Below are 24,520 nucleotides of genomic sequence, written 5' to 3' on the forward strand. Positions count from 1 at the left end.
CCCGCTCCGCCCACCTCGCCCGCCCCCGGGGCCGTACCCGCACACGCGTGGGTACGGCCCCGGAGTCGTACCCACCCCTTCCCCGTACGGGCCCCGTTGTCGGTCGCCGGTGCGATCATGCACGGATGGCCACCGCCTCCGAACCGGCCGACCGCCTCGCGGCGTTCGGGAACCAGCTCGTCCACGTGCACCTCTGGCTCCGCGAGGAGCTCGTCGCCCTCCGCTCCGGGCTCGACGACCACCTGTCGGGCGCCGGTGAGCGCCCCCGCGAGCTGCGGGCGCACTGCCTCGCCTTCTGCTCCGCGCTCACCCGCCACCACACCGCGGAGGACGGCGGCGTCTTTCCGGCGCTCGCCGAGGCCCACCCCGAGCTGCGCCCCGTCCTCGACGAGCTGGCCCACGACCACCTCCAGGTGGAGGAGCTCCTGGTCCGTCTCCAGACCCTGCTCGACGGGCTGATCGCGCTTGTCGAATCGCACTTCACGTACGAGGAGAAGAAACTGGTCGCGGCCCTCAACGGCCTCTCGCCCCCGCTGCCCGACGACTTCGCGCTCCGCGATCTCACCGGCGGGTGACCGGCGCGCCTGCCCGTCACCCCGCACCCCGCCCGACCCGCCCGACCCGCACGCACGCACTCACGCACTCACGCACTCACGCACTCACGCACTCACGAGAGGACGCCGCATGAGCGACGATCCGGTCCACGGCGAGCTCGACCGGCTGGCCGGGGAGGTCTCCGACCAGGTGATCGCCTGGCGTCACCATCTGCACCGGCACCCCGAGCTGTCCAACCGGGAGGCGGAGACGGCCCGGCTGGTCGCGGACCATCTGCGGAGCCTGGGCCTCGACGAGGTCCGGACCGGCATCGCCGGGCACGGGGTGGTGGGCGTGCTGCGCGGGACCGCCGCCGGAGGCGACGGCCGGGTGGTCGCGCTGCGGGCGGACACGGACGCGCTGCCGGTGAAGGACCTGTGCGGGGTCGACTTCGCCTCGACCGTGGTCGACGAGGAGTACCCGGGCGGCCCGTTCCCCGTCTCGCACGCCTGCGGCCACGACTGCCACACGGCGATGCTGATGGGCGCGGCGACGGTCCTCGCCGGGGTGCGCGACCGGCTGCCGGGCACGGTCATGTTCGTCTTCCAGCCCGCCGAGGAGGGACCGCCGGTGACCGAGACCGGCGGGGCGCTCGCCATGGTCGACGCGGGCGCCTTCACCGACCCGGTGCCGACCATGGCCTTCGGGATGCACGTGACCCCGGCCCCGAAGGGGTCCCTGGGCTACCGCGTGGGGAACCAGTACGGGGCTTCCGTCCTGGTCTCGATCACGATCACCGGCCAGCAGGTGCACGGCTCCACGCCGTGGCAGGGCGTCGACCCGATGCCCGCGGCCGGGGCGGTGCTCACCGGGATCGGGCAGCTGTACCGCCAGGTGTCCGCCTTCGACCCGGTCACCGTCACCATCGGGCACATCGAGGACGTCGGCCGGTTCAACATCATCGGCCAGACGGTGACGCTCTGGGGCACGATCCGCTGCGCGGAGGAGTCCGACATGGACGACGTGCGGCAGCGGCTCCGGCGCCTCGCCGAGCACTCGGCCGCCGCGTACGGGGCCACGGCCGAGGTGCGGTACCTCCAGCCGGTGCCGCCCGTGCACCACACCGCGCCGTGGGTGGCGGCCGGACTGCCGACCTTCCGGCGGGTCGTCGGCGAGGAGCGCGTCACCGAGACCGGGCAGACCCTCGGATACGACGACGTCTCCGAGTTCGTCAAGCGCTTCGGCGGCCTGTACGTGATGCTCGGCGTCCAGGACACGGTGTTCGGCCCGGACGGACAGCCGGTGCCGGAGGAGGGCGGGCGCGGTCTCGTCGCCAACCACAATCCGCACTTCTACGCCGACGACGACACCCTCGTCACCGGCGTCCGCCTCCACGCGCACGTGGCGTACGACCACCTCACGGGGGCCCTGCTGCCGGTGGAGTAGGCGGCGCGCCGGCCCCGAGTTGCGTCCTCGCGCGCAGCCGCGAGGCTGGGGGTATGAACCTGGATCTCACCGCCCTCGCCGACGAGCACCTGGCCGCCGCTCGCGCCGCACCGCACGGGCGCAGCGCCCATCGGGTGCTGCACGACGGCGTGCTGCGGCAGAGCGTCATCGCGTTGACGGCCGGCACGGCCCTGGACGAACACCTCGCCCCCCAGGCGTCCAGCCTCCAGGTGCTGACCGGCCGGGTGCGCCTGACCAGCCCCGGCCGGACGCACGAACTGTCCGCGGGCGAGCTGCTGGAGATGCCCAAGGAGCGCCATGGGCTGACCGCGGTGGAGGACAGCGTGGTCCTCCTGACGGCGGTCAACGACTGACGGCGGTCGGTTCCCCAAACGACCCAGGCGACCAGGCGCGCAGGCGACCCTCAAGGAGCGAAGCGAGAACGGAGGTTGACGCCCCGCCACTCCGGCCCCACCTCGCACCGCCCCACCTCGCCCCCCCCTCGCCCACCTCACCCCCCCTCGACCCGCCCCGCCCCGCTCATCACGCACCCCCCTGTTAACGTTCACGAATGCGGCTTTTGTCCCGACTCGATGTGCGCGGTCTCGCGCGGCGCGCGGCGGCGCTGCGGCCCCGGCGACGCACCGGCACCGTCACCCTGCCGGAGGACGACACCGCCGACCGGGAACGGCTCCGGGACCTCGCCTCGCTCCTCTGCGAGCTCGGCTCCGACCTGCTGCGGGCCGCCGAGCGCAGCTCGGAGGTCGAGCGGACGCTGCACGACGTCGCCGCCCGCTACGGCACCAGGGCCCGCTGTTTCGTCGTCCCCACCGGGCTGTTCGTCCGGGTCGGCGGCGGGCCGGACGGGCGCGGCGGCGAGCTGGACTTCGCCCCGGTCGAAGGGCCCGACCTCCGGCTCGACCAGGTGGAGGCGCTCCAGGCGCTGGTCGGCCGGATGCTCGCGGAGGAGGTGCCGTTCGGCGAGGTGCGGCGCGCGCTGCGGGAGAACCGGGAGCGGCCGGACCGGTTCAGCCCGGCCGCCACCGTCTTCGGGTACGTGCTGCTGACCGTCGGGCTCGGCACCATGCGGCACGCGACCGTGCCCGCCGTCGCCGGGTACGCGGTGCTCGGCGCGGGCGTCGGTCTGCTGCGCCTCTTCGGCGACCGCCTGCCCGCGGCCCGTACCGCCCTGCCGGTGGTCACCGCCATCCTCGTCACGGCCGCCGCGCTGCGCTGGGCGGGCCCCCTCCTCCACGAGAACCCCGCCGTCCTCTACATCCCGCCGCTCATCGCCTTCCTGCCCGGTGCGGCGCTCACCCTCGGCGCCATCGAACTCGCCACCGGGGCCGCGCTGTCGGGGCTCTCCCGGCTGGCCGGCGCGCTGACCGTGCTGCTCCTGCTCTCGCTCGGCATCCTCGTCGGCTCCGAACTCCTCCGGCCGCGCCCCTCCGGCGGGAAGACGGCCGAGACGCTCGGGCACTGGGCGCCCTGGGTGGGGGTGCTGCTGCTCGGCTTCGGCTTCCTGCTGTACTTCTCCGCCCCGCCCCGGGTCACCGGCTGGCTGCTCGGCGCGCTCCTCGTGGAGCGGCTGGTGCAGTCGGCCGCCTCCGAGCTCGCCGGGGCGGCCTTCGGCGCCTTCGCCGCCGGGGCGGTGCTGCCGCCGATGGCGACCTGGATCGAGAAACGCTCCCGCACCCCCGACCAGGTGGTCTTCCTGCCCTGCTTCTGGCTCCTGGTCCCCGGCGCGGTCGGGCTCACCAGCGTCTCGGAGATCATCGTCGAGAAGGACACCGGCGGCGGTCTGAACAGCCTGGTCGGCACGGTGATCACGGTCGCCGCGATCGCCCTCGGGGTGCTCGTCGGCGCCGGACTCCAGCGCCGCCCCCGGCTGATGCTCGGCGAGCCCGCGCCGAGCACCCCCGAACCCGTCCGGGACGCGGACCGGGCGGAGCGCCGGGCGCAGGAGCCGGCCGAGGGCCTGACCGGACCGGCGAAGGCGCCGGGCGCCGCCGGGGGCTGAACCGTCCTCAGAGCTCGGGGCGCAGCGGGCCCGCGGCGGCGTGGCCGGGTGTGCGGGCGCCGAGGGCGCTGCCGCGCAGCCACTCGGGCCAGCCGAGGTTCCAGTCGCCGTAGCCGTTGTCGAAGGGCGTCATCAGGGCGCCGTACCCGTGGACGACCCGGACGAGGTCGCCCTCGCGGACCGTGCGGTAGAACCAGCGGGCGGCCTCGGTGGACATGCCGGTGCAGCCGTGGCTGACGTCGGCGCTGCCCTGGGCGTCCAGGGACCAGGGGGCGGCGTGCAGGTACTCGCCGCTCCACGTCACCCGGGTGGCCCAGCGGACCTTGAGGTCGTAGAACTCGCGGCTGCCGCGGGCGATGCCGATCGAGTCGCCGCGCATCCGGACCAGCGGCTCCTTGCCGAGGACGACCTTGGTGCCGACGCGGGTGCGGAAGCCGCGCTTGCCGGTGGTGACGGGGATGACGCGGAGCAGGCGGCCCTCGCGGTAGACCCGCATCTCGTGGGCGGCGACGTCGGTGACGGCCTCCACGCGGGCGCCGGTGGTGAAGGTGAGGGGCCGTGAGGGGCCGCCGTGGAGCCGGTCGGTGACGCGGGCCCCGTCGAGGCCCGAGCGGATCCGGACGGTGGCGCCGGACGGCCAGTAGGCGCGCGGCCGGTAGTGCAGGGTGTCGGCGTCCACCCAGTGCCAGGCCCCCTCGACCCGGGGCTCGCTGCGTACCTCCAGGGCGCGCTCCACGGTCCGGCGGGCGGACGGGTCGCCGGCCGGGACGGGGTGGCTGAGCTCCGCGGTGACGGGCTGGCCCACCCCGTACGTACGGCCCCGCCGGCCGCCTCCGGGACCGAAGACCACGGTGAGCCGCTCCCCCGCCGGGGCCTTCGCGGTCCGCACGGCGATCCGGACGGTCCGGCGGCGCGGGCCGCCGTCCCCGGGCTCCTCCACGACGAGCCGGGCGGTGTACGTGCCTCCGGCGGGCAGCGCGACCTCGCTGGTCCAGCGCGTGCCGTCGGCGCCGGCGCGTCCGGCGATCCGGCGTCCGCGCCGGTCGGTGACGGTGACGTCCGTGAGCCGCCCGGGGGTGCGCAGGGCGAGGTCGACGGGCCCTGTGGCGGCGCGGGGCAGGGTGACGGTGGCGGGTGCCGGGGCGGGGGTGGGGTCGGGGTCGAGTTCTGAGTCGGGGTCGGGGTCGGGGTCGGAGTCGGGGTCGGGATCGGGGTCGTCGAGGGTCACGGTGGTGGGGTACAGCCGGCACAGTCCGACGGCGGCCGGGCAGACGCCGACCGTGACCACGGCGGGCGCCTGCGCGGTCGCCGTGCCCGGGTGGCCGTCCGGGGGCGGCTGCGCGGCGGCGGTGGTGACGAGTACGGCCCCGACGGCGAGGGAGAGCGCTCCCCGCCCCTGTACGTATCGGTGTGACGGCACGTCGGACACCCTCCCCTTTCGTCGCTGACCGGTGCTGACCGATGCCGACCGGCCGGAAGCCGGCGGGCGGGCGCCGACCGGAGTATCAGAACCGACGAGAGGAGAAAAAGATGATCAAGGGCATGGGCGTGGCGGGCGAGAGGTCCGCGAGACGACTCGAATGGGTCAGCGGGGCGGTTCGGGGAGCTCCTCCCCGGTCTCCAGGAGGGACTTCAGACTGGAGACGATCGCCGGCCAGCCCTCCCCGATGAGTCCCCGCATGATGCCGTCGGGTTCCAGGCCGCTGTGCGTGACCGTCAGCCGGACCGTGTCGCCGGAGGGTTCGACGGTGAAGGCGACGGTGGACCGGCGCTCGCGGGCGAGGCGTCCGTACACCTCGTCGTCCAGGCGGACGGCCCTCGCCCATTCGGGGGTGAAGGTGTGCCAGGTGTACGCGAGCCGGCGGCCCGGCACGGCCTCGACGACGACCTGCTCGGGGTCGGCGGTCCGGCGGTCGCCCTCGTCCCAGACCATCGGCGCGCCGGGGGTCCACTCCGACTCGAAGGCCACGCCCCAGTAGCGCCGGGTCAGTTCCGGCTCGGTGAGCGCCTTCCACAGTTCGTCCGGGGTGGTCCTGATGTAGCTGGTGTAGACGTACGCGTCGGTCTCCATGGCGCTGCTCGCTCCTCCGGCCCCCGGTCGTCTCCCCCGTGGTGTCGTGGTGATCCAGCCTAGGCAGGGGCGGGGCGGGGTGCCAGGCAGGACCGGGCGGCCGTGGATCCTCCGAACGTTGAATAGGTGCGGAGGAAACTATTCAACGGACTGCTAGCGTGTCCGGATGTCGCTCAAGCACGCCGTCCTCGCAGCTCTTCTGGAGGGCGAGGCATCCGGATACGACCTCGCCAAGATCTTCGACGTGTCCGTCGCCAATTTCTGGGCCGCCACCCCCCAGCAGCTCTACCGCGAGCTCGACCGGCTCTCGGAGGCCGGGCTGATCGCCGCGCGCGTGGTCGAGCAGGAACGGCGTCCGAACAAGCGGATGTTCAGCCTCACCCCGGAGGGCCGGCGGGACCTCGACTCCTTCACCTCTGTGCCGCCGCGGCCCACGGCGGTGCGCGACGAGCTGATGGTGCAGGTGCAGGCCTGCGACGGCGGCGACACCGGGGCCGTACGGGGCTTCGTGGCACGGCACATGGAGGTCTCCCGGGACAAGCTGGCCCGGTACGAACGGCTGCGGGAGTGGCTGCTCGGCGGCCGTGACGAGGAGACGTACCTGCGGGAGGCGGAGCGCGTCGGGCCGTATCTGACGCTGATGCGGGGCCGGCTCCTGGAGGAGGAGAACCTCCGCTGGGGCGAACGCGTACTCGCGGTCCTGGACGCGCGGATCGCCGCGGGCCTCGGCGGACCCGGCCCCGAGGTGGCTCCCGGCGGAGGCGGGCACGGGGTGACGCCCGGCGAAGGCGGGCGCGGGGTGACGGCGGCTCCTACCCTGCGGTAGAACTCTCGGGTAGTCCGTCGGGGAGGCCGGCGGGCGCGGACCGGGCGGACACCGGGAGACCGGGCGCCCGACGAAGGGGCGGACCCCATGAACGTCGGCGATCTCGTCGAGGACTTCACCCTTCCGGATGAGACCGGCGCCCCGCGCTCCCTCTCCGGGCTGCTCGCCGAAGGGCCGGTCGTCCTCTTCTTCTACCCGGCGGCGATGACGCCCGGCTGCACCGCCGAGGCCTGTCACTTCCGCGATCTGGCCGCGGAGTTCCGCGCGGCGGGCGCGCTGCCGGTGGGCGTCAGCGGCGACGAGGTCGAGAAGCAGAAGGAGTTCACCGAGCGGCACTCGCTCGGCTATCCGCTGCTCTCCGACCCCGAGGGTGCCGTACGGGAGCGCTTCGGCGTGCGGCGCGGCTTCTCGCTCGCGCCGACGAAGCGGGTCACGTTCGTGATCGGGCAGGACCAGCGGGTCAAGGAGGTCGTCCGCAGCGAGCTGCGGATGAGCGCCCACGCGGACCGCGCGCTTGCCACGCTCGCGGCGCTGCGCACCGGCTGATCGGCCGACCGGCGGGGGCCCGGGCCCGTCCGCCCGGGCCCCGTCCTCCTCGGGTTCAGACGCCGAGGAGCCTGGCCTTCGCCGCGGCGAACTCCTCGGGGGTGAGCAGTCCTTCCTTGGCGAGCGCGCCGAGCCGGGTCAGCTGTTCCGTCAGGCCCTCGGCGCCGGCCTGCCCGCCGGGCGAAGGCGCGGCCGGGGCCTGCGGGGGCGGGGGCGGCGCGGCGGGTGCCGCCTGCGGGGGCGGCTGCTGGGCCTGTTGCTGGTACTGAAGATCGGCGATCGCCTGTTCCTGGTCCTGTTCGCGGCGGGCGGACCGGGCGGCGCTGCGGCCTGCGGCGTACGCGGCTCCGCCGACGAGGGCACCGCGAAGCAGCGGCGCTCCGGCGGGGCGGACCACGGGGCGGACGAGGGGGCGGCGGCGCATGAACATCGGGTGTCAGCTCCTTCCCGCGGCGGCGGCGACCGCCTGCTCGTAGGCGGCGCGTGCCAATTCCACATGGCCGTCGGGGATGGGCACCCGGGCCGCGATGCGGCCGCCCGCCTCCCGGATGGCCTCGGCGGCCCGGCCGGCCCAGATGTGTTCGACGAGCAGCATCAGCGCGCAGGAGTCCGGTTCGAGGGACTGCGCGACCTCGGCCGCGTCCTCGGGGCCGAGCAGATTGGCCTCGGGGCCGATCTCGGCGGTGGCCTCGTCGTACTCGTCGTACTCGATCAGTTCGGAGGTGGAGACCTCCCCGGACGGTGACCGCACGACGACGAGCGAGTCGATCAGCCTGACCTGTCCCTCCTTGCGGAGTTCGGCGATCGCGGCGACGGCCGCCACCTTCAGCCGCTCGCCCGGAAAGGCGAGCACCACCAATTCCACCGGTCCCATGGCTCTCCGCTCCTGGCTCTCCGCTCCTCCGGGGCGGGGCCGCCGTCCGCGTACGGGATCTCCATGCGACCACGGCGGACGCGGGCCCGCACGCCGAGCCCCGGCAGTCCGCCACGACGTGCGGGTCCGGGCCGGGCGAGTGAGACTCGCTCCAACGCCCGGCCTTCCGGCCGGCGGGAACGGAGTGCGCGGGAATGGACGACTATCCCCTCCTGAACGTCTTCTGGACGATGCTGTGGTTCTTCCTCTGGATCATGTGGCTCTTCCTGCTCTTCAAGGTGATCACCGACATCTTCCGGGACCACGAGCTGAGCGGCTGGGGGAAGGCCGGGTGGCTGATCTTCTGCATCCTGCTCCCCTACCTCGGCGTGCTGGTCTACGTGATCGCCCGCGGCAAGGGCATGGGGCTGCGCGACGCCAAGCAGGCGAAGGACGCGGAGGCCCGTTTCCAGGAGTACATCCGGCAGACGGCCGGCACCCAGGCCGGCGCGGGCGCCCCGAGCGCCACCGACGAACTGGCCCGGCTCGCCGACCTGAAGGAGAAGGGCGCCATCTCCGAGGAGGAGTTCCAGCAGGCGAAGGCCAAGATCCTCGCCTGATCCTCCCCCCTCCCCCCCCCACCCCGCCCGCTCTGCGGGCCCCGCTGCCCCCCGGCATCCCGGACACGCACCCTAATGCGAGTCCGGGATGCCGCTTTGATACGGTCGTGCCGTGAGGTTGACCAAGTTCACCGACCTGGCCCTGCGCGCCGTGATGCGCCTGGCGGTCGCCGAAGACGAGGAGCCCGTCACCACGCGCGTGGTGGCGGAGGAGCTGGCGGTGCCACACGCCCACATGGCGAAGGTGGTCACCCGGCTCCAGCACCTCGGCGTGGTGGAGGCCCGGCGCGGACGCGGAGGCGGGCTCGCCCTCACCGACTTCGGCCGGCGCTCCTCGGTGGGCTGGCTGACCAGGACGCTGGAGGGCGAGGAGGAGGTCGTCGGCTGCGAGGGCGATCCGCCGTGCCCGCTGCGGGCGGCCTGCCGGCTCCGGGGCGCGCTGCGGGAGGCGCAGGACGCCTTCTACCGCACGCTCGACCCGCTGACGGTGGCCGATCTCGTACGCTCGCCGACCGGTCCCGTCCTCCTCTCCCTCACCCCGCGCACCCCTTCCTGACCCCCTCCCACCCCTGCCCGTGCGGCCTCCGTCACACGGGATTCCCCAGCCTTTTAAATACGTAGATCATCTACCAGATTGAGAGTTCCGATGCTGTCCGAGCAGGCCGTACCCGTCGTCCGCGCCACCCTGCCCGCCGTCGGCGGGGCACTCGACCGGATCACCGAGCGCTTCTACGGGCGGCTCTTCGACGCCCACCCCGAGCTGCTGCGCGACCTGTTCAACCGCGGCAACCAGGCCAACGGCGACCAGCGCAAGGCGCTCGCCGGCTCCATAGCCGCCTTCGCCGTCGCGCTCCTGGAGCACCCGGACACCCGTCCCGACACCCTGCTCTCCCGCATCGCGCACAAGCACGCCTCGCTCGGCGTCACGGCCGACCAGTACAAGATCGTGCACGAGCACCTCTTCGCCGCGATCGTCGAGGTGCTCGGCGAGGCCGTCACCCCCGAGGTCGCCCAGGCCTGGGACGAGGTGTACTGGCTGATGGCGAACGCGCTCATCGCCCTGGAGAGCCGCCTCTACCAGGAGGCGGGCGTCGACGACGGCCAGGTCTGGCGCCCGGTGCGGATCTCCGAGCGGCGCGAGGAGACCGCGGACACCGTCTCCCTGACGCTCACCGACCCGGACGGCGAGCCGCTGCCGCCCTTCCGGCCCGGCCAGTACGTGAGCGTGCGCGTCGCCCTCCCGGACGGCGCCCACCAGATCCGCCAGTACAGCCTCTCCAGCGCCCCGGGCCGCCCCGCCTGGCGGATCACCGTGAAGCGGGTCGACGGCGACCCGGCGGGCGAGGTCTCGAACCGGCTCCACACCCACGCGGCCGCCGGCGACGTCCTCCAGGTCTCCGCGCCCTTCGGCGACCTGGTCCTGCCCGAGGGCGACGGGCCGCTGCTGCTCGCCTCCGCCGGCATCGGCAGCACCCCGATGCTCGCCATGCTCGACCACCTCGCCGCCACCGGCGCCGAGCGCCCGGTCGTCGTCGTGCACGCCGACCGCTCCCCCGAGGCGCACGCCCACGCCGAGGAGCTGCGCGAGCTCGTCGGCCGGCTGCCGCAGGGCAGCCTGCACCTCTGGTACGAGGCTCCGGGCGCGTCCGGCGCGCGCGAGGGCCGCGCCGACGTGACCGCCCTGGAACTCCCTGCCGGCACGCACGCCTACCTCTGCGGCCCGCTCCCCTTCCTGCGCGCGGTCCGCGGCGACCTCGTCGCCTCCGGGGTCGCCGCCGCCGACGTCCACTACGAGGTCTTCGGCCCGGACCTCTGGCTCGGCACCGCGGCCTGACCTTCGATCCCCAAGCGCCGTAGCGTTCCCGCAGAGGATCCTGCATAGTGTGGGCGCGGATCGGCCTCGCATTCAGCGGGGCCGACAGGGAATGGACGGAAGCGATGGGATCGTACGGAGCCGGTGGCACCCACCTGGACGCGCGGCGGCCGGTGCGGGGGATCGCCCTCGACATCGGCAGCTCTCGGACGCGGGCCTGGGCGCCGGGGGCGGGCGTCTTCGCCGACGTGCCGAGCACGGCGGTCCGGCGCGGCCGGGTGTCGGACGACTCCGCCCAGCTGCTGCTCCTCAAGCGCCTCGCCGCCTCCGCCCCGGGCGGCGAGAGCCACGACACCGTCGTGATGCTGACCCACCCGGTGCTCGCCGCCCCGGCCGAGCGCGAGGCGGCCCGCCGGGTGGTCGCCGGTCTCGGGCCGGTCCGGGTGATCGCCGTGGACAGCGCCCGGGCCGCCGCGGCCTACGCGGGGCCGCCCGGCGGCGGCCCGCTGCTCGTGGTCGACCTCGGCGCCCGGCTGACCGAGGTCACGCTCGTCGTGGACGGACAGGTGCAGGACGCGCGGCTCGCCGAGCTCGGCGTCGACGACCTGCCCCCGTACGGCGGGGTGTCGGACGCGGTGGTGGGCACCGCCGCCGACATGGTGAGCGACATGTGGCGCGAGGACGCCACCGGCGCGGTGCGCGGAGCACTGCGCCGGGGAGTCCTGGTGACCGGCGGCGGCGCGCTGCGGCTCGACGTGACCGCGCGCCTCGCCCAGGTGCTGCGCGCCCGGGTCCGGCTGGCCAACGACCCGGCGACCAGCGTCGTCCGGGGCGCGGGCCTGATGCTCGCCTCGGCGCTCCGCCACCCGGGGGCCCGACGCACCCGGTGACCGGGACGCGCCGGACGCCGGCGCCTGCGGTGCGGGCGCGTGGGGCGCGGCCGTGTGGGGTACGGGCGCGTGGGGCGCGGGCGCGTGGGGCGCCGCGTCAGCAGCCGGTCGCCCAGATGTGGGAGTCGCCGCGATCGTTGGCCGCGGCGTTGTACCCCACCTCCTGGCCCGGGGCGAGGCAGATGGTCATGCTGCCGCCCTGCCAGGCGCTCTCGTAGACCCGCACGTGGTCCTTGATCCCCGGTCCGGAGATGCCGTGGTTGGCCCACGAGGAGTCGGTGTCGGAGATCCAGCTCTCCCACCAGCCGTCGTCGCCGCTCCAGTTGGCCCGCTGTCCGCCGAAGTTCGAGTCCTGCCAGACACAGAAGTGTCCGGAGGGGCATTCGGCGGCGGTGGCGGGGGCTGCGGCGGTGAGGCCGGTGGTGACGGCGAAGAGGGTGGCGGCCGTGGTGGCCAGGAAGCGCTTCACGGGGTGGCTCTGCCTTTCGGTGGTGGGGTGGGCGCGGGCAGCAGGACCGCCCGCCGCAGCGCGCTGTCGCGCAACTGCCGGTAGGTGGTGAGCTCGTCGCGGTGCAGGGCGCGCACCTCGGCCAGCTCGGCGCGCTCCAGTCGGGCGCGGGTCGCGTCGAGTCCGGTCTCCCGCGCGCAACGGGCGGACTCCTCGGGGTCGGGGCGCTCGGGGCGGGGGCGGCCCGCCGGGGCGACGCACTCCGTCCAGCGGGCGAGGGCGGATCTGTGGGCGGGGTCGTCGCGGTAGCGGGCCTGTGCCTCGGCGCGGAGGTTGTCGACGACGACCTGGACCTGGAACCAGCGGTGCTGGTCGCCGTAGAGCCGGTCCTTGGCGGCGGCCAGGCAGCCGTCGCTGTGGGCGGTGACGGTGGCGCCGGTGGCGAGCGTCACGGAGAGTTCACGGGGCCCGGTCCCGAACAGGGCGGCCTGGAGGGCCCGGTCCCCGGCGGGGGCGCGTGGTTCGGCGGTGGCCCGGATGCCGCGGTCGGTCAGGCAGTCGTCGACGAGCCGGCGCTCGGCCGCCCTGAGGAGCGCGTCCTGCGCGGCGCGCCCGGCAGGCACGGCGGGCGGTCCCGGCACGTCGGGGTGGACGGAGGTGCAGCCGGTGAGCAGCGCGAGCGCGGCGGCGGCCGGCAGCGCCCGGCGGGCGAGCGGTGCGGTGGCGAGCGACATGGGTCCCCCCTCGGACGGTGGCGCGGTGCCTGGTCGGGGGGCCGGAGGATGATCACCGACCGGCCCGAACGATCACTGCCCGTGACGACGGCCGCCATGCGTGAGCTCACTCGAACGGGTCGAACGCGCCGTCGTACGCGCCCCTCGCGCGCTGTGCGCCGCCCGCGCGTGGCCGGCCCCCGACATGGCGGAGCCCCGGCTGGACGGGGGGTTCCAGCCGGGGCCACTCACCGTGACGGGGTGAAGGGCGGTCACCTCTGGGGGGGATCCTCGGGGACCGGCTTCCTTCGCCGTCACATAAGGGTGAACGGTGAACGATTGCTCTGTGTTCCGGATACTTCGGGGTGAACGGTGTGAGTCGGGTCACCCAGCGCGCGTCGGTCAGTCTTTCTCGGGCCGGTAGACGGCTCCGGCGCGGGCGGTGCCGGGGGCGAGGAGTTCGGGGACGGTGACGAAGGTGTAGCCGCGGTTCTGGAGCTCGTCGATGATCCCGGGGACGGCGGGGACGGTGCCGTCGTATATGTCGTGGAGCAGGATGATGCCGTCGCGGTGCGCCTGGTCGAGGACGCGCTGCCGTATCAGGGCGGAGTCGGTCGTGGAGTAGTCCTTGGCGGTGACGCTCCAGAGGATCTGCGCGAGGCCGAGCTCCTTGCTGACGTCACTGACCATGGAGTCGGTGCGGCCCTGGGGCGGGCGCATGAGGACCGGCTTGCGGCCGGTGATCTTCTCTACGGCGTCCTGGGTGCGGGACAGCTCCTCCCGCACCTCGTTCTCGTCGAGGTCGGTGAGGATCTGATGGGACCAGGTGTGGTTGGCGACCTCGTGACCCTCGTCCGCGATCCGCTTGACGACCTTCGGATAGCGGTCGACGTGCTTGTGGCCGAGGAGGAAGAAGGTGGCGGGGACCCTCTTCTCCTTCAGGACGTCGAGGAGGTGCGGGGTGTCCTTGCCCGGTCCGGCGTCGAAGGTGAGCGCGATGCACTTCACCTTGGCGCAGTCGACCCGGCGGGAGTCCGCGCCCGCCTTGTCGTCGCCGCCCGACTCGGCCCGCGCGGCCTGCGGCGTGAGCGGGTCCACCCCGCAGCCGCCGAGAGTGAGCATGAGCGTGGCGGCGGCGAGCACGGCGGCGGTCCTCCCACCGTGACGGCCCGGACTGGATCGGAACATGGTGGTACCCGCTTTCCCCGGTTTCGTGTGTGACGCGGCCCCGTCCGCGCTGGTCAAGGCGCGGGAACCGAAAGGCCGCCGTGAACTCTACACACGGTGTATACCGAGGTCGGAAGGGGGGTCTCCTCTTCCCGTCCGCGGGCATCACTCCGCCCCGGACGGGGCCCGTCCGCTCCGTCCGGGTGCAGGAGGTGTCCCGGGGTGTCCAGGGTCTCCGGGTGGCTCAGCGGGAGGCGAGGAGCAGCCGCGCCTCGGTCTCCTGATCGCCCGAGACCGCTTGGAGGGACTCGATGTCGAAGTCGGCGGCGAGCACCTTCTCGACCTGGGCGACGGCGTGGTACCCACCGGTCAGCACGGCGGCCACCTTCCCGCCGAGGGCGGGGGGAGGCGTGCTCTCGCGCCGGCCGCCGGACGTGTCGAAGGTGGCCATCCAGACCGTGGTGGCCGGTCCTGTCTCCGCCGGGGCGGCGGGCTCCACGTCCTCCAGCCGGTAGTAGCGGTCGAGGACGTCGAAGACCGCCCGGGCGTCCGCCCGGCGGCAGTCACTCAGCTGGACGTTGACGTCGGTGTCGATGTGCAAGTCGTACACGTCGTTCATCTCCTCGCGACCACGTGCCACCCTTCCAGCATCCTCCTTCTCCGCGCCCCCGTCAGCCGGTGGGGAGGAGGCTCTCGACGGTGTCGGCCTCGGCCGCGGCCTTGTCGGGGCGGTGACGCAGCACGCGGGCGAAGCGGAGGGTGATGCCGGCGGGATAGCGGGTGGAGCGCTGGAGGCCGTCGTAGGCGATCTCCACGACCAGCTCGGGCCGGACCCTCACCGTGTACCCGTCGTCCTCGACGGCCAGTTCCGCGAGCCGGTCCGTCTGCCAGCGGAGCATGTCGTCCGTGAGGCCCTTGAAGGTCTTTCCCACCATCACGAAGCCGCTGCCGTCCGCCGCGCGGGCGCCGAGGTGGAGGTTGGAGAGGTAGCCGGTGCGGCGCCCGTGACCCCGTTCGACGGCGAGGACCACGAGGTCGACGGTGTGCACGGGCTTCACCTTGAGCCAGGTCCGGCCGCGCCGCCCGGCCACGTACGGCGCGTCGAGCGCCTTGACCAGGACGCCCTCGTGCCCCCGGGCCAGGGTGTCGGCGAAGAACCGCTCCGCCGCCTCCCGCCCCGCCGGATCCTCCGCGTCGGCGACCTCCAGACGGCGCACCCGGCGCTCCTCGGGCAGCAGCCGGACGAGCACCGCGTGCCGCTCGCGGCCGGGCCGGTCGACGAGGCCCTCCCCGTCGGCGGCGAGGACGTCGAAGAAGACGGGGGTGAGCGGAAGCGCGGCCCGGGCGCCGGTGACGTCCGTACGCGAGCCGACCCGCCCGGCGATGGACTGGAACGCCGCCGGCCGGCCGCTGCCGGGATCGAGGGCGATCAGCTCGCCGTCCAGGATGAACGACCCCGACGGCACCTCGCGGGCGACGGCCACGACCTCGGGCAGACGGGCGGTGATGTCGTCCAGCGAACGCGTGTGGACCCGCACCTCCTCCCCGTCCCGGTGCACCTGGATCCTGATGCCGTCCAGCTTCTCCTCCACCGCGCACGGCCCCAGCGCCCGCACGGCCTCGGCGACGGAACCGGCCGTGTGCGCGAGCATCGGCTGCACGGGCCGCCCGACCCGCAGGGTGAACCGGTCGAGCGCCGCGCGCCCGTCCGCGAGGACCGCCTGGGCCACCGGCGGCAGCGAGCCCGCCAGCATCACGGCGCGCCGCAGTTCGGCGGCGGGCACGTCGGCGGCCTTCGCGACGCCCTCCAGCGCGACGGCGTCCAGCGCCCCCTGCCGCACCTCACCCGAGAGCAGCCGCACCAGCAGCTCCTGCTCCTCGACGGTCGCCGCCGCGCACAACTCCCGCACCCTGCGAGCCCGTTCCCCCTTCGCCCCCGGCCCGGCGACCCCCGCGAGCTCCTCCATCGCCGCGTCCACCCCGGCCAGCGTCAGGGCGGGCACGTCGACGGGGGGAACGGCGGGCGGAACGACCTCCTTGAGCGTGCTCCAGCCGACGCCGATCCGGCCCTGCGGCAGCCGGCCCGAGAGATAGCCGATGACGAGCGGACTCTCCTCGGGCGTGGCCTCCCCGAACAGTTCGGCGAGCAACGCGATCTTCCGCGACCGCGCCGGCGCGGCGGCCACCTCCCGGGAGACCTCGGCGACACGAGCCAACAACATGCCCCCATCCTCACCGCCCACCCAGATACCCGCACCCGCACCCGAGCTCCGCGAACTGTTCGCCATCGACTGAAGTTCGCCGGAGGGAGCCGACGCCGATGTGGACACCCGGGCCCCCACCATCCCCAGCCCCACCGCCCCCGCCTCTCGGTTTCTCAACGCCAGTCGTGTCCCTCGCCCCACCCCCCGCCTGTCGTCGTCCTGCCAGGCAGGGCGCGTCGGATGCGGCGCAGCAGTCCCGGGCGCCGGGTGGCTGTCGCCCGGCCCGGCGGCGGCGCAGCCCTGTCGGTGCGTGGGCGGCCGGGTGGGGGCAGGGGCCGGGGTGTGGGCGGGGCGACCGCGGGCTCGGCCTCCCGCGCCGGTTCCTCTCGCTCCGTGGCTTCCGCCGCTGGTGGGTGCTCGGGCTGCGGAGTCGAATCCTGTTCCGGCGCCGGTCGTCGGCGCTCACCCGGGTGTGGTGCCTGGCGGGCGGTGCGGGCTTCGTCCAGGGCCAGGGCGAGGCTCATCCGGTGCCAGAGGATCTCGTCCGGGTCGTCGGCGCGGACGAGGCGGGCGGCGGTCTCGTGGGCGGCGCCCGAGACGGGGACGCCCGGCGGTGGCACGGGGCGCAGCCGGTCGAGGTAGGTGCGTTCGTAGGGGTCGTCGACGACCTCCGCGACCTGGAGGGGGTCGAGCAGGGAGGCGATCGCCGCCGCGCGGGCCCAGGGGTCGTCGGTGTCGCGCAGGAGGAGGGACAGGTGTCGGGAGCGCCAGTTCCTGGCGCGCAGGTCCTCGCCGGCGGCGTCCCGCTCGCGCACGTCGGCCGGGAGCCGACCGGTGAGCAGTCCGGGATTCTTCTCGCCGAATTCGGTGACCTCGGCGGCCAGGTAGAGCCAGACCACGGCCCGGTAGCGGTTGAGGTAGAAGCGGACCGGGCTCAGGTGGCCGGTGCGGGCCAGGCGGTTGAAGCGGTCGTAGGCGATGGAGAGGAGCGCGGCGGCCTCCCCCGCGCCCACGGCGCGCACGCGCTCCCGCAGGCCGTCGGGGAAGTCCGGCGCCGCCTTGAGCCGGTCGAGCTCGGCGCGCGCGACCGGGCGCCGCTCGGGCGGCCGGTCCCGGTGCGCTCCCCGTGGGTCCGGGACGGCGACCGGGTTCGGGACGGTCCTGATCAGCCCCATCCGGACGGCGAGCCGGAACTCGTCGCGCTTCAGTTCCAGCTCTTCCGCCGCTCGGACCGGTGCCACCGCCCGTGTCGTCTCGTCCACCGTCATGGCGTCCGCCGCCTCTCCCGCTCGTTCACTCCGGCCCATCGACCGGGACCGGGTTCAGGCGAACCCGACACCCATGAACGTAACGGAGAGTGACGGTGCGTGCGCGACCTGTGGACAACCGCCTGTGGAAAACTCAGGCGGTGGGATCGCCCGGCTGACGCGCCGCGACGCCCAGGTGCTCGCCGACCCTGTTGACCAGCAGCGTCATCTCGTACGCGACCTGGCCGACGTCGGCCTCGGCGTCGCTGAGCACGCACAGACAGCTGCCCTCGCCCGCCGCAGTGACGAACAGCAGCGCCTCGTCGAACTCGACCATCGTCTGCCGGGGCCGGCCGGCCCGGAAGTGCCTGCCGGAGCCGCGCGCGAGGCTGTGCAGTCCGGAGGAGACGGCGGCCAGGTGCTCCGCGTCCTCCCGGACGAGTTCGCCGCTCGCGCCCGTCACCAGGCCGTCGTTCGACAGCACCAGCGCGTGCCGTATGGGTCCGACCCGCCGGGTCAGATCGTCCAGGAGCCAGTCGAGCCCCTTGTCCAGCGCCATGCGGTGTCCTCCCCCTCTTCGGTGCGGTCGCGCCGGCCGGGCCCCGTGCCCGCGTGCGCCGTACGGACCGCGTGTCGCGGCAAGCCTTACGCACTGTCGTGGACAGGGCAAGCACCCCGATCCGCCCGGGTGTGCCGTCGTACGCCCGCGGGCCCGTGACGCCCGTTCAGCCTCCGACGCTGTCGAGGAGTCGGGCGGTGTGCATCCGTCCGGCGTACTCGACGACGCGGATGAGGACCTCCTTGCCGGAGTCCCGGTCGCGCGCGTCGCAGAGCAGCACCGGTGTGCCCAGGTCGAGATCGAGGGCGCGGGACACTTCCTGCGCCCCGTAGGAGCGGGCGCCCTCGAAGCAGTTGACGGCCACGACGAACGGGATCTTCCGGTGCTCGAAGTAGTCGACCGCGGGGAAGCAGTCCTCCAGACGGCGGGTGTCGGCGAGGACGACCGCACCCAGGGCGCCCTGCGAGAGCTCGTCCCAGAGGAACCAGAAGCGGTCCTGTCCCGGGGTGCCGAAGAGGTACAGCGAGAGGCCCGCGCGGATGGTGATGCGGCCGAAGTCCATGGCCACGGTCGTGGTGGTCTTCCGGTCCACTCCCCCGGTGTCGTCGACGAGCTCGCCGGCCCGGCTGAGGCGTTCCTCGGTGCGCAGGGGCCGGATCTCGCTGACCGACCCGACCAGGGTGGTCTTGCCGACGCCGAAGCCGCCCGCGACGAGGATCTTCAGGGCGAGAGCGGTGTCGGCGCCGCCGTCCGCGCCGGTGCTGTCAGAGCGCTCGTAGGCCATCGATCACTTCTCTCAGGATGCGTTCGTCGGGGAGCTGCGCGGGCGGTACGGGCCGGCTGACGCGTACGAAGCCCGATTCGAGGAGGTCGCCGAGGAGGACCCGGACGACGCCCACGGGGAGGTCGGCGTCGGCGGCGAGTTCGGCCACCGACTGGGTCTCGGCCCGGCAGAGGGAGAGCAGGGCGCGGTGTTCGGGGCCGAGGAGGTCCTCCTCGGCGCGGCCCGGTGGGTCCTCGTCGACGACGACCAGGGCGATGAGGTCGAACCTGACGTTGCTGGGGCCGGGTTTGGTGCGTCCGCCGGTCATCGCGTACGGCCGGACGAGCGGTCCGGCGTCGGCGTCGTACCACTGGCTGGTCATGGGGCGGGTCTCCGGTCAGCCTGCGGCCGGTGGGGTCGCGGCGAGCCGCGGCGGGGTGTGCAGGTGCTCGCCGACGCGCTTGACGAGCCGGGCCATCTCGTAGGCGATGAGGCCGATGTCGGCGCTGACGGAGCTGAGGACGGCCAGGCAGGAGCCGTCGCCTGCGGCGGCGACGAAGAGGAAGCCGTCGTCCATCTCGACCATGGTCTGGCGGACTCCGCCGGTGTGGAACTGGCGTCCGGCGCCCTTGGCGAGGCTGTGGAAGCCGGAGGCGATGGCGGCGAGGTGTTCCGCGTCCTCGCGGCTGAGCCCGCTGGAGGCGCCGACCGGGAGGCCGTCGCTGGAGAGCACCACGGTGTGCCGCACCTCGCGGACCCGGGTGACCAGGTCGTCGAGGAGCCAGTCGAGTTCGCCGGAGCGGTGGTAGGAGATCCTCTCGTGGTCGATCATGCGTCGTCTCCTTCGGGTCGGGTGGCCTGGGGCGGGTTGGGGCGGGCGCCGAAGTACGGGCCGAGGTCCGTACGCGCGCGTGCGTCGCGGCGCGGGTCGCGCGGGTCGACCGGGGTGGTCTGCGGGGAGGGCTGCGGGGCCGTGGGCGGGGTCGGGGCCGTCCGCCCGGTGTCGCCGTACGGGCGCGTGCCTGGGCGCGTACCCGTGTCCGCACGGGTGTCCGTGCCGGGGTGCGCGGCGCTGTCGGTCCGGGCGATGACCGCCGGGGCGCCCGGGGCGGGGCCGCCGCCGCGCTGCCAGCCGTCGCGGTAGGCGGCCATCCGGTCGCGCACCCGCTCGGGCGTCCGCTCCGGCTCACCGGCGACGGCGGGCGCGGGCAGCGACTCGGGCGCGGGCGCCTCGCGGAGCTGCGGGACGAGGCTCGCCTGGCGGATCCGGCGGGGCAGTCCGCCGTCGTCGCCGTCCGTGTCGCCGGAGCCGGAGCCGGAGCCGGGGACCGGGTCCTTGTCCGTCGCCGCTCCCGACGCCGAGCGCGGCGGTGCGACGGTGTGGCTTCGGGGGCGCAGGGCGGTGACGCCGGCGGGTACGGAGGCCGGGGTGGCGGCCGGGGTGGTCGCGGGAGCGGGGCCGAGCGCGGGGACGGCCGTGGGACGCGGCAGGGCGCTCGGCGTCGTCCGGGGCGGGGCCGGGGTCCGTTCCGGGCCCGGGGGCGGCGGGGTGGCGGAGGTCCGTGGTGCCGTCCCGGCTGTGGCCGGGCCGTGCCCGGCACCTGCCGGGCCGTCCCCGACCGGGGTCCGCGCGCCGGCACCCGCTCCGGCGGTACGGGGGTCGGCCGGGGGGCGGGCGAAGCGGCGGGCCTCCGCGCGGTGGGCCTCCTCGCGTTCGCGGGCGGCGCGTTCGTCGTCCCGGGACGCGGTGTCCTGGGGCGAGCCGGGTCCGGATTCGGCACCGTGGCCCTCCTCCAGGGCGCCCTGGAGGAGGGCGGTGGGGAGGAGGACGACGGCGGTGGTGCCGCCGTACGGGGACGGCCTCAGGTGCACCTTGATCGCGTGCCGGGCGGAGAGCCTGCTGACGACGAAGAGGCCGAGGCGGTCGCTGTCGAAGAGGTCGAGGGCCTCGGAGCGGTCGATGCGGGCGTTGGCCTCGGCGAGGCTCTCCTTGCCCATGCCGAGTCCCCGGTCCTCGATCTCCAGGGCGTAGCCGTTCCCGACGGGCTCGCCGCTGACCCGCACCTTGGTGTGGGGAGGGGAGAACTGGGCCGCGTTCTCGATGAGTTCGGCGAGGAGGTGGGTGAGGTCGGCTACGGCCGCGCCCGCGACGGCGGTCTCGGGGAGCCGGCGCACCTCCACGCGCGCGTAGTCCTCGATCTCGGAGACGGCGGCGCGGACGACGTTGGTGAGCGGCACCGGCATCCGCCAGGCACGGCCGGGCGCGGCGCCGGAGAGGATGATCAGGCTCTCGGCGTGGCGCCGCATCCGGGTCGTGAGGTGGTCGAGCCGGAAGAGGTCGCCGAGCTCGCCGGGGTCGTCGGCGCGGCGCTCCATGCTGTCCAGGAGGTTGAGCTGGCGGTGGACGAGGACCTGGCTGCGGCGGGCGAGGTTGACGAAGACGCCGGAGATGCCGCTGGCCAGTTCGGCGCGTTCGACGGCGGCGGCGAGGGCGGCCCGGTGGACGGTGGTGAGGGCTTCGCCGACCTGGCCGATCTCGTCCTGGGGCGCGGGTCCCGGCGGGGCCTCGGCCCGGACGTCGATCTCCTCTCCGGCGCGCAGCCGGCCCATGGCGGCGGGGAGTTTGCGACGGGCGATGCCGAGGGCGGTGTTGCGGAGGCTGACGAGCTCGACGACGAGCCCGCGGCCGATGCGGACCGAGATGACGAGGGAGGCGGCGACGGCGGCCAGACCGAGGACGACGGCCGCGCCCGCCGGGCTGAGGATGCCGCCCGCGAAGGGGTCGGTGGATTCGGCGGTGGCGGCCCGCGCGTCGTTCTCGACGGCGGTGAGACCGGCGCGTACGGCGGTGAGGGCGGCGTCCCAGTCGGCGGAGGGCGCGGCCTGGGCGGCGGGCCGGCCGTCGGCGGCGCGGGCGACCCGGTCCTCGGCGCCGGTGAGGCGGGCGTGGTCGGGGCCGTCGGCCAGCCGGGACCAGGCGGTCCGGCCGGCCGGGGGCAGGTCGGCGGTGGCCGAGGCGAGGAGGGTCCGCCGGGTGTCGGCCGCGCCGGTGAAGGTGCGCTGGTGGGCGGCGGTCAGTCGGCCGGTGAGGTGGGCGGAGGCGAGGAGGGCGTCCTCGCGGGAGAGCATCTCGCCGGCGCGGGCGAGTTCGAGGAGCACGCGCGCGTGGGAGCCCTGCCCGGTGTCCTGGATGCCGGTGAGGGCGCCGCCGACGGCGAAGCCCGCGGAGACGGCGGCGGTGTACGCGTCGTAGACCCGGTCCCAGTCGCCGCGGCCTTCGGCGGCGCCGGCGCGGAGCCGGGCGAGGCCCTGGGCCTCGCCGACGAAGGCGTCGACGCGGTCGGCGACGTCGGCGGGCAGGTCGCCGGAGTCGCCGACGGTGTGATCGCCGTCGAGCCGCAGCCGGGCGACCGCCTCGTCGGTGCGGCGGATCCGGTCCTTGAGTTCGGCGGCCCGTCCGGCGCCGGGGGCGGCGAGCTGTCGTAGGGCGGCCCGGCGTTCGTCCTGGAGGGCGGCGACGGCGGCGGCCACGGGCTGCCGGATGTCGGCGTCGACGCGCTGGAGCTGGCTGAGCCGGGCCATGTCCTGCGCGGTGGTGACGGTGGCGAAGCCCCAGAGGGCGAGGAGCGAGACGACCGGGACCATGAGCAGCGAGACGATCTTCGCGCGCACGGTCCGGGGCCTCAGCCCTCTGCGGCGGGTCCCCGTGCCGGGGGCGGCGGGGGGATGCCCGGCAACGGGGGCGGGCTGGGGAACGGCGGTGCCGTCGTCCGCCTCCCGGGCCGGAGCGGCGGAGTCCGACGCGGAGCCCGCCGGAGTCGCGTCTCCCGTCGCGGGGGTGCGTGGTTCCGGTTCGTCGGCGGGCGGCCCGGCGTGCGCGCGCCGCCCGCGTGCGGTCGCCGGCGGCGCGGGCGCCACGGCGTCCTGGTTCTTGCGGGGAGTACGCATGGGCTCCTCGTTCCGGCAGTTCTACGGCTGGGGGCGTGGGTGCGGAGGCGGCGGGTGCACGCGTGCGTGCAGGGGGCTTGTCAGGGCGCGGGCGATCGCAGCGGGTCGCGCCCGGCGCGGAAGCCTGAAGGGGCCACGTCGGTCGCTCGCTCGTCCGGTTCGGTGAGGCGTTCGGCGGAGGCGTACGCGGCGCGTTCCCTGGCGGTCGGGGAGAGGGCGACGAACGCGGAGGTGATGAAGAGGTACGAGCCGAGGCCGACGGCGAGCGGGAAGATGAACTGCATGACGGTGGCGCCGGGGAGGTCCGCGGAGGAGGGGACGACCTCGACGCTCACCGCGAACATGCCCGTGTAGTGCATGCTGCTGACGGCCGCTCCCATGACGAGCGAGGCGAGCGCGACCGCGATCGGGGCGTGGATGTTGAGGGCCGCCCAGAGCGCCGCGGTGGCGGCGACGACCGCGATGGCGACCGAGAGGGCGACGAGCGCGGGGTCGTAGTGGACGGTGCCGTGGAGGCGGAGGGCGGCCATGCCCATGTAGTGCATGCTGGCCACGCCGATCCCGGTGGTCAGTCCGCCGATCAGAAGCGATCGGACCCGGTCGCGTCCATAGCCGACGGCGAACACGCCGACCCCCACCACGCCCATCGCGATGACGAGGCTGAGGATGGTGAGCGGTACGTCGTAGCGGATGTCGGTGCCGGTGACGCCGAAGCCGAGCATGGCCACGAAGTGCATGGTCCAGATGCCGGTGCCGATCGCGGAGGCGGCGGTGAGCAGCCAGTTCCGTCGCGAACGGCCGGTCGCGTCGAGCGCGCGTACGGTGCAGCGCAGCCCGAGGGCGGCGCCGATGCAGGCCATCGCGTACGACAGCACGGGTGTCAGCCAGCCGAAGGTGGCGTGGTCCAGGTGTCCCATGACTCGGGGACGCTAGTGCGCACCAGGGGGCGCATCGGGGGCGCATTTCGAAAGCTGTTGGAATATGACGGAGAGAAGTTCCGGATCGATCGGACATCGTTCGAACGTGCCCACAGAACGTTCACACTCACGGGTGGGCGATCATGAGTGCATGAGCGATGACCCCACAGATGTCCGAGCATTCTTCGCCATCCGCGCGGCCGACTGGGACCGCCGCTTCCCCGACGACGGCCCCGCCTACGCCGCCGCCGTGGCCGACCTGGGGCTGCGTCCCGGGGACGCCGTGCTCGACGCGGGGTGCGGCACCGGCCGCGCGCTGCCCCCGCTCCGCACCGCCGTCGGCCCTGCGGGCACCGTGCTCGGCGCCGACCTCACCCCGGAGATGCTGGCCGAGGCGGTACGCAGCGGCCGACGCGGCCCGCAGGGCGCTTCCGCGCTGCTCCTCGCCGACGTCGGCCGGCTGCCGCTGCGGGACGGCGCGCTCGACGCGGTCTTCGGCGCGGGGCTCGTCTCCCACCTCGCCGATCCCGTCGCCGACCTGCGCGAACTCGCCCGCGTGGTACGGCCCGGAGGGCGGCTCGCGCTCTTCCACCCCATCGGCCGTGCCGCCCTCGCGGCCCGCCACGGCCGGCAGATCACCCCGGACGACCTGCGGGCCGAACCCCGACTGCGCACCGTGCTCGCCGAGGCCGGCTGGCGGCTCGACTCGTACGTGGACGAGGACACCCGCTACCTCGCCCTGGCGGTACGGGCGGGTTGACACCTGGATCGTGAAGGGCGGATCGCGGATCCGAACTCCGGGATCTTGGATCCCCGATCCAGACGACCGTATCCAGGATCCTGGATACCGGATCCTGGATACCGGATCCAGACGACCGGATCCTGGATGCCTGCCGACGAGCCTGATGGGCCCTCAACGCCCCCTTCTGTCGCGG

The 24,520-nt window shown here is 74.6% G+C and carries 27 protein-coding genes; 11 read left to right on the plus strand and 16 right to left on the minus strand.

Annotation, left to right across the window (positions count from 1 at the left end; genetic code table 11):
* The first annotated feature begins 125 nt into the window (after positions 1 to 125).
* The 4 genes from HHL19_RS23470 to HHL19_RS23485 all read left to right on the plus strand — a co-directional run bounded on the left by HHL19_RS23470 (position 126) and on the right by HHL19_RS23485 (position 4,000).
* On the plus strand, positions 126 to 575 hold the full coding sequence (locus HHL19_RS23470) for a hemerythrin domain-containing protein (RefSeq protein WP_169092265.1): 450 nt from the start codon (positions 126 to 128) through the stop codon (positions 573 to 575).
* A gap of 109 nt (positions 576 to 684) precedes the next feature.
* Entirely contained in the window at positions 685 to 1,980 is a 1,296-nt protein-coding gene (locus HHL19_RS23475; protein ID WP_169092266.1) for an amidohydrolase, read from the plus strand.
* Positions 1,981 to 2,033: 53 nt separating this feature from the next.
* On the plus strand, positions 2,034 to 2,354 hold the full coding sequence (locus HHL19_RS23480; protein ID WP_169092267.1) for a cupin: 321 nt from the start codon (positions 2,034 to 2,036) through the stop codon (positions 2,352 to 2,354).
* Between the two features lie 197 nt (positions 2,355 to 2,551).
* Positions 2,552 to 4,000, plus strand: a complete 1,449-nt coding sequence (locus tag HHL19_RS23485) for a threonine/serine exporter family protein (protein ID WP_169092268.1) — start codon at positions 2,552 to 2,554, stop codon at positions 3,998 to 4,000.
* A 7-nt stretch (positions 4,001 to 4,007) separates the two neighbouring features.
* On the opposite strand, the gene HHL19_RS23490 is transcribed toward HHL19_RS23485, so the two are convergent.
* Positions 4,008 to 5,420 (minus strand): Ig-like domain-containing protein, encoded by a 1,413-nt coding sequence (locus HHL19_RS23490; RefSeq protein WP_169092269.1) that lies wholly within the window; start codon positions 5,418 to 5,420, stop codon positions 4,008 to 4,010.
* Between the two features lie 165 nt (positions 5,421 to 5,585).
* Complete coding sequence (locus HHL19_RS23495) at positions 5,586 to 6,071, minus strand: SRPBCC family protein (protein WP_169092270.1); 486 nt, start codon at positions 6,069 to 6,071, stop codon at positions 5,586 to 5,588.
* A 166-nt stretch (positions 6,072 to 6,237) separates the two neighbouring features.
* Between HHL19_RS23495 and HHL19_RS23500 the strand changes: the two genes are divergently transcribed.
* Entirely contained in the window at positions 6,238 to 6,897 is a 660-nt protein-coding gene (locus tag HHL19_RS23500) for a PadR family transcriptional regulator (RefSeq protein ID WP_169092271.1), read from the plus strand.
* 87 nt (positions 6,898 to 6,984) lie between these two features.
* Positions 6,985 to 7,443, plus strand: coding sequence for a peroxiredoxin (locus HHL19_RS23505; RefSeq protein WP_169092272.1), 459 nt, complete (start codon positions 6,985 to 6,987; stop codon positions 7,441 to 7,443).
* A gap of 55 nt (positions 7,444 to 7,498) precedes the next feature.
* On the opposite strand, the gene HHL19_RS23510 is transcribed toward HHL19_RS23505, so the two are convergent.
* Together HHL19_RS23510 and HHL19_RS23515 are read right to left on the minus strand one after the other, a co-directional pair.
* Entirely contained in the window at positions 7,499 to 7,873 is a 375-nt protein-coding gene (locus HHL19_RS23510) for an SHOCT domain-containing protein (protein ID WP_206325102.1), read from the minus strand.
* Between the two features lie 6 nt (positions 7,874 to 7,879).
* On the minus strand, positions 7,880 to 8,317 hold the full coding sequence (locus HHL19_RS23515) for a DUF6325 family protein (protein ID WP_169092273.1): 438 nt from the start codon (positions 8,315 to 8,317) through the stop codon (positions 7,880 to 7,882).
* Between the two features lie 194 nt (positions 8,318 to 8,511).
* Here HHL19_RS23515 and HHL19_RS23520 point away from each other — a divergent pair, with 194 nt between their 5' ends.
* From HHL19_RS23520 to HHL19_RS23535, 4 genes are all read left to right on the plus strand, one after another.
* A complete protein-coding gene (locus HHL19_RS23520) occupies positions 8,512 to 8,916 on the plus strand; it encodes an SHOCT domain-containing protein (RefSeq protein ID WP_169092274.1) in 405 nt (134 codons plus the stop codon).
* 112 nt (positions 8,917 to 9,028) lie between these two features.
* Entirely contained in the window at positions 9,029 to 9,472 is a 444-nt protein-coding gene (locus tag HHL19_RS23525) for an Rrf2 family transcriptional regulator (protein WP_169092275.1), read from the plus strand.
* A gap of 90 nt (positions 9,473 to 9,562) precedes the next feature.
* Positions 9,563 to 10,750: a globin domain-containing protein gene (locus HHL19_RS23530; RefSeq protein WP_169092276.1), complete on the plus strand. Its 1,188-nt coding sequence runs from the start codon at positions 9,563 to 9,565 to the stop codon at positions 10,748 to 10,750.
* Positions 10,751 to 10,854: 104 nt separating this feature from the next.
* On the plus strand, positions 10,855 to 11,619 hold the full coding sequence (locus tag HHL19_RS23535; protein ID WP_169092277.1) for a rod shape-determining protein: 765 nt from the start codon (positions 10,855 to 10,857) through the stop codon (positions 11,617 to 11,619).
* 97 nt (positions 11,620 to 11,716) lie between these two features.
* Here HHL19_RS23535 and HHL19_RS23540 read toward each other — a convergent pair whose 3' ends face one another.
* From HHL19_RS23540 to HHL19_RS23595, 12 genes are all read right to left on the minus strand, one after another.
* Positions 11,717 to 12,088, minus strand: a complete 372-nt coding sequence (locus HHL19_RS23540; RefSeq protein WP_169092278.1) for a peptidase inhibitor family I36 protein — start codon at positions 12,086 to 12,088, stop codon at positions 11,717 to 11,719.
* A complete protein-coding gene (locus HHL19_RS23545; RefSeq protein ID WP_169092279.1) occupies positions 12,085 to 12,801 on the minus strand; it encodes a hypothetical protein in 717 nt (238 codons plus the stop codon). Before HHL19_RS23545 ends, HHL19_RS23540 begins: the two co-directional genes overlap by 4 nt.
* 381 nt (positions 12,802 to 13,182) lie before the next feature.
* Complete coding sequence (locus HHL19_RS23550) at positions 13,183 to 13,968, minus strand: polysaccharide deacetylase family protein (protein ID WP_169092280.1); 786 nt, start codon at positions 13,966 to 13,968, stop codon at positions 13,183 to 13,185.
* Positions 13,969 to 14,191: 223 nt separating this feature from the next.
* Positions 14,192 to 14,566 (minus strand): hypothetical protein, encoded by a 375-nt coding sequence (locus tag HHL19_RS23555; RefSeq protein ID WP_169092435.1) that lies wholly within the window; start codon positions 14,564 to 14,566, stop codon positions 14,192 to 14,194.
* Between the two features lie 52 nt (positions 14,567 to 14,618).
* The gene (locus HHL19_RS23560; protein WP_206325103.1) at positions 14,619 to 16,169 is read right to left on the minus strand and encodes an ATP-dependent DNA ligase; all 1,551 of its coding nucleotides are present in this window, start codon (positions 16,167 to 16,169) and stop codon (positions 14,619 to 14,621) included.
* Positions 16,170 to 16,324: 155 nt separating this feature from the next.
* A complete protein-coding gene (locus HHL19_RS23565) occupies positions 16,325 to 17,419 on the minus strand; it encodes a DUF6397 family protein (protein WP_169092282.1) in 1,095 nt (364 codons plus the stop codon).
* Positions 17,420 to 17,552: 133 nt separating this feature from the next.
* Positions 17,553 to 17,957, minus strand: coding sequence for a roadblock/LC7 domain-containing protein (locus HHL19_RS23570; protein WP_169092283.1), 405 nt, complete (start codon positions 17,955 to 17,957; stop codon positions 17,553 to 17,555).
* Between the two features lie 166 nt (positions 17,958 to 18,123).
* Positions 18,124 to 18,741, minus strand: a complete 618-nt coding sequence (locus tag HHL19_RS23575) for an ATP/GTP-binding protein (protein WP_169092284.1) — start codon at positions 18,739 to 18,741, stop codon at positions 18,124 to 18,126.
* Positions 18,722 to 19,102, minus strand: a complete 381-nt coding sequence (locus tag HHL19_RS23580; RefSeq protein ID WP_169092285.1) for a DUF742 domain-containing protein — start codon at positions 19,100 to 19,102, stop codon at positions 18,722 to 18,724. Before HHL19_RS23580 ends, HHL19_RS23575 begins: the two co-directional genes overlap by 20 nt.
* A gap of 15 nt (positions 19,103 to 19,117) precedes the next feature.
* The gene (locus tag HHL19_RS23585) at positions 19,118 to 19,552 is read right to left on the minus strand and encodes a roadblock/LC7 domain-containing protein (protein WP_169092286.1); all 435 of its coding nucleotides are present in this window, start codon (positions 19,550 to 19,552) and stop codon (positions 19,118 to 19,120) included.
* The gene (locus HHL19_RS23590; protein WP_206325104.1) at positions 19,549 to 22,668 is read right to left on the minus strand and encodes an ATP-binding protein; all 3,120 of its coding nucleotides are present in this window, start codon (positions 22,666 to 22,668) and stop codon (positions 19,549 to 19,551) included. Before HHL19_RS23590 ends, HHL19_RS23585 begins: the two co-directional genes overlap by 4 nt.
* 80 nt (positions 22,669 to 22,748) lie before the next feature.
* On the minus strand, positions 22,749 to 23,585 hold the full coding sequence (locus tag HHL19_RS23595) for an MHYT domain-containing protein (RefSeq protein ID WP_169092287.1): 837 nt from the start codon (positions 23,583 to 23,585) through the stop codon (positions 22,749 to 22,751).
* A 151-nt stretch (positions 23,586 to 23,736) separates the two neighbouring features.
* Here HHL19_RS23595 and HHL19_RS23600 point away from each other — a divergent pair, with 151 nt between their 5' ends.
* Positions 23,737 to 24,345 carry a methyltransferase domain-containing protein gene (locus tag HHL19_RS23600; RefSeq protein ID WP_169092288.1) on the plus strand — a complete coding sequence of 203 codons (609 nt, stop codon included), beginning with the start codon at positions 23,737 to 23,739 and terminating at the stop codon, positions 24,343 to 24,345.
* Positions 24,346 to 24,520: the final 175 nt, after the last annotated feature.

Origin of the sequence: Streptomyces sp. R302 (genome assembly GCF_012927245.1) — a bacterium.
Taxonomy (GTDB): Bacteria; Actinomycetota; Actinomycetes; order Streptomycetales; family Streptomycetaceae; genus Streptomyces.